Consider the following 4,686-nt stretch of genomic DNA (forward strand, 5'->3'; position numbering starts at 1 on the left):
ATCAAATTTTTGTTGTACCAATAAATCCTTAACTTCTTCGTAACATAAACCGAAGGCTTCTTCGTAGGTTTGTTCTAATTTAAAATAATTGAGGATTAAGTCAATGTCTTCGTCCCGATGACCTTCGGAGCAGTCGAGAACAATTGGCTGGAAAAAAGCAACTTTATTAGTTTTGCGGAGAATTAAGTCAATAATTCCTAAAGCTACTAACGCTTTACCGCTTCCCGTTGCCGTCGTGCTGATATATAAAGAGTTAGTCATGGGTAGAGGAGAATAATAACAGGAGTGGAATTTAACTTACCCACCCCAACCTTGAGGTGGGCTTTTTCAGCTAAATCTAGATAATTTTGGTGAATCTGTTGATGGCAATAATTAACTTTTAAGTAAGTAGTTCTAATCAAATAGAAGATTGATTCCCCCTTAATCCCCCCTTAATAAGGTGGTTTTGATACCCCCTTAATCCCCCCTTAATAAGGGGGGCAGCGATCAAGTTGTCTATAAGGGCGTGAATTGTTGGCAAATTTTCAGTAAACTATCTTTATTTGTTGGCTAATACAGCGATTTTTATCAAACAGCGATCGCTGTTTGAATATCTACTAGAGAATTATGGAATATACCTTGTAATCTAGCAGTTATTTTGTCCGATTGCTGTTCACTGGTAACATTTTTTCCATGAACTTGATTTAATTTCCTCAGATTAAGATAAAAACTCCAGCTAATCCTATCACCGGCTTTCCAGCTAGGGCTTGATTTTTCACAAAGATTTAAGCTTATCTCCCTCGGATTGCCATTAAATCTTAACTAGAAGCGATTACCCCAGATTGTTGAAACCATTGGCTAATTCCGGCGGCTAAAACTTGCGCTAATTGTTTTTGTGCCTGAGTATCGATAATCCATTCAAATTCTTGAGGATTACTCATAAATCCTAACTCTAATAACAATGAAGGACTACTATAGGGACGAGTTAAAGCTAAATTATTCCAAAATACTCCATAGGAAGGACGGTTAAGATTTTTGGTTAAATAATCGTGGAGAAAAACTGATAAATCCGCTGCTTGGGGATGATACCAAAATATGCCAATTCCTTGAGTATTTAAGGCATCTCCATCATCAGGTAAAGCATTATAGTGAACTGATATTGCTAGGGTTGGTTGCAGATTATTAATCATCTCTACTCGTGCCGGTAAAGATAAGTCTATGTCAGTTTCTCTGGTTAAATAAACTGTTGCTCCCAATTTTTCTAACTCCCGTTTAATTAATTTAGACATAACCAAATTAATCTCTTTTTCTGTGTAACCCGTCGGACCGACAGCACCAGTTTCTTTACCTCCATGTCCGGGATCTAATAAAATAACTTTGCCCTGTAAATTATCACTTTTTTCCGGGGGATGACGCAGGGTTAAGATTAAATTTGTCCCCTGGTAACGAAGACTATAACCCCACTGTTGTTTTTGGTTAAGATTAAAAGTGTATTCTATCGTAGTCGGGTTGATTTGTCGCCAATCTAAACGTCTGACCAAGGGATTATCCACTAGAAAAATTGTATCGGTTTGGGCAATGGTATTATAAAGGGTCAAAATAAATTTATCATCCTCTTGTGCCACGGCGATGGGTACAGGATGGGAGAGGGGAAAAATAATTTCTGTTGCTTGATTGATACTTCGAGAAGAGAGACCGCGAATATTAGCATTATCTAGGACCTCATTAACTATTAAACGGGTTTCTCGCTCTAAAATCCAACCACCATAATCTAACCGTAACCAATCCCCTTCTTTCCCAGTGACTCTCGCTTTCGTACCTTGGGGTAAAGGAGTTAAACGGGAATAATCACTACCCGGCCCCGTGCGCGCTACCCCTTCCGCAACTATAATTTCAATCACTGGTAAATTTTGATCGCTAATAATATTAATTTCTCCTTGACCTTGTTGGCTAATCGATCGATTATTTAATTGTGCTGTAAAAATAGGTTTTCCTAAGTTAGCCTCTTGCTTAAACTGCTGACAACCTCGATAGTAACCAATTTTATCCTCAGAATTCGCTTGATTAAGATTAGTTAAAACTGCGGCATTACTAGGCAGTTTTGTGGTTTGAGTTTGGGGTAAAAGAGGTAAGATTTTATCTCCTAACTGCACAGAAACCTGAGCTTGGGGAGTGGCAATCGCACTAAAACAAATCCATTCCCCCACTAACCTCGTCCTATGGACAGAAGGACTGAGAGAGTTATCAGCAAAAGCTAATCCTTGGGGAATAACTGCTTGAGTATCTCGACGAATTATTTGACGATTAATAGTTTGGTTTTGATAGCGAATAGTGAAATTATTTTCGCCAACTTCTAGGGGAAAACTAGGGGCAAAATATCCTTTAGCACTGCGTTGAATCGGTTGATTATTGAGCAAAACTTGACCGGATGGAGGAGCAGAACCAATAAAAAAGATTCTCGAGGCCGTGGTTTGATGATTATCGGGAGGATAAACAATCATTAATGAGGCAGATTTAGCGCTGATGCTGTGATAAAAACCGATTAATAGGACTAAACCTAAACCGATTAAGATATTTTGCCCAAAAGTTCTCACCTTTAACCAGAATAGCCCCATATTATCCCCCTCTTAGCTGACAAATATTATCCTAGGACAAATTCTGGAGGTTTGTTGTTCGTCTTCTCAGTTGCACTGTATTTAAACTGATCGGGAAAATTTAGTACAAATGCTCTGACTTCTTCACCCCTCTCCCTGTTTTTGACCCTCATCCCTTATGATCAATATAGATTAACTTTTGTAAAGGAATCGGAGTTATGGCTTTAACCGTTGGAACAATCGCACCGAACTTTACCACCACCGACGATACTGGAAAAACCGTTTCCCTGTCGGATTTTCAAGGTAAAGTCGTAGTTTTATACTTCTATCCCAAAGATGATACCCCCGGCTGCACCAAGCAAGCGCAAAGCTTCCGGGATAACTACGAACAATACCAAGACAAGGAAATAGTAGTCTTCGGGGTGAGCAGGGATGACCAGGGTTCCCATGCACAATTTAAAGAAAAATACGGTTTACCCTTCCAATTGCTCGTAGATACCGATGGTGCTATCACCAAAGCTTATGACGTCGATGGGGGTGGCTATTCTAAGCGCGTCACCTATATCATCGATGCAGAAGGCAAAATTAGCCATGTGGATGAGAAAGTGAATACCGCTAGTCACGCATCGGATATTCTCTGCGTAGTCGGTTAATTTTTCCTAAAATCTTTTCTGGGTGTGTTAGGGGAGCCTAATACACCCGATACCCCAGTTCACTGATAATCAGTTTTTAATAACCGGATTTAGTATAACTAAATAGGTCTTGCTGATGATGAACTGAATATTAAAAATCAGACTAAAATAAGTGGGTGGGTGGAATTAAATATAAGATGAACGTAGGTTGGGTTGAAGCATGAAACCCAACGCCTGCATGGGTTACGCTACCGCTAACCCATCCTACAAACAATTTGGCCTCCCTACTTAATACTATTATCAAATATCTTGGTGGGATTAATCGGGAATCATGGTTAAGTTTAGCAAGTACCTAAAGAGGCTTGGGATTGTTGCTGGAGTGGCTTTTTTGTTGTTGGTTACTCACCGAGCGGCTCCCCGAAAGGCAGTGGAAAATGAGCAGATGAAGGGGGTTTGGTTAACCAATATTGGCACGATATTGTTACATCACACTACGTCCTTAGACGAGGTGTTAAATCATCTTTCGCGATCGGGTTATGACCGGGTGTATTTTAGTGTTTATGGGTTTAGGGGAACGCTTTATCCGACTTCCCAACGTCCGACGAATTGGTTGTTTGTGCCGCCGTTGAGCAATCCCTGGAGGGCAGCGGTTAAGGAGTCTTTACGGCAGGGTTTGAAGCCCTATGCTTGGTTTGAGTATGGTTTGATGTTATCCCCTAAGGATCCCATTGCCAAAAAGCATCCGGATTGGCTATTAAAAACGCCCGCAGGGAAGACGGTGGTGGAAACCAATGTCTGGTTAGATCCGGCGAATCCGCAGGTACAAGCCTATCTTTTGGGGAATATGGAAGATATTTTAAAAGAAAAAGATTTGGCGGGGATTCAGTTAGATGATCATTGGGCGGTTCCGCGTGTTTTTGGTAATAAAAGTCAGGCTTTAACGAATTTAACCCGCAAGTTGCACGATCATGTCAAGGCGATTAATCCCAAGTTGGTGGTGAGTCTTTCGCCTAATCCTCACTCTTTTGCGGTGAATAAATATAATCAAAATTGGTTGGCTTGGGTGCGTCAAGGGATTGTGGATGAGGTGGTCTTACAGATCTATCGGAAAACTCCCAATCAGGTGGCGGCGAGTCTTTCGGGATCGGGACTGGCGACAGCTTCCCGGTATGTGCCGGTGGGGGTGGGTTTATATGCGGGTTGGAATCCTGATTTTTCCTTAAAGGGTTTACAAGCTCAGGTGAGGACGGTGGAGCAGCAGGGTTATGGCTATTCGTTATTTTCTTGGGAATTTGTGGTCATGCGTCATCTTTTTAATCATATTCCTCGGTTTTAAGTAGGTAGGCGTTAAAAATTATCAGATGCCCCCCTTATTAAGGGGGGATTAAGGGGGGACTAAGGGGGGATCGGCACCCCCCTTATCAAGGGGGGCAGGGGGGATCGAACCTAAAATCCATTTTTAATTTAATTATAACCAGCTA

Annotated in this window: 5 protein-coding genes; 2 read left to right on the forward strand and 3 right to left on the reverse strand. The window is 41.2% G+C overall.

Annotated features, from left to right (window positions below; all coding sequences use genetic code 11):
* The 3 genes from PX636_RS08370 to PX636_RS08380 form a co-directional block, all read right to left on the reverse strand.
* The coding region (locus PX636_RS08370; RefSeq protein ID WP_288116732.1) for an AAA family ATPase at positions 1–261 on the reverse strand (261 nt) is incomplete at its 3' end.
* The gene (locus PX636_RS08375) at positions 258–401 is read right to left on the reverse strand and encodes a hypothetical protein (protein WP_002792728.1); all 144 of its coding nucleotides are present in this window, start codon (positions 399–401) and stop codon (positions 258–260) included. The genes PX636_RS08375 and PX636_RS08370, both read right to left, overlap by 4 nt.
* A gap of 396 nt (positions 402–797) precedes the next feature.
* Complete coding sequence (locus PX636_RS08380; RefSeq protein ID WP_288116735.1) at positions 798–2,594, reverse strand: N-acetylmuramoyl-L-alanine amidase family protein; 1,797 nt, start codon at positions 2,592–2,594, stop codon at positions 798–800.
* Between the two features lie 197 nt (positions 2,595–2,791).
* On the opposite strand from PX636_RS08380, the gene PX636_RS08385 reads away from it, so the two are divergent.
* Complete coding sequence (locus tag PX636_RS08385) at positions 2,792–3,226, forward strand: peroxiredoxin (protein ID WP_004162983.1); 435 nt, start codon at positions 2,792–2,794, stop codon at positions 3,224–3,226.
* A gap of 310 nt (positions 3,227–3,536) precedes the next feature.
* The gene (locus PX636_RS08390; protein WP_353853463.1) at positions 3,537–4,541 is read left to right on the forward strand and encodes a glycoside hydrolase family 10-like protein; all 1,005 of its coding nucleotides are present in this window, start codon (positions 3,537–3,539) and stop codon (positions 4,539–4,541) included.
* The last annotated feature ends 145 nt before the right edge of the window (positions 4,542–4,686 follow it).

The organism is Microcystis sp. M53598_WE2, from assembly GCF_030067735.1.
GTDB lineage: Bacteria > Cyanobacteriota > Cyanobacteriia > Cyanobacteriales > Microcystaceae > Microcystis > Microcystis aeruginosa.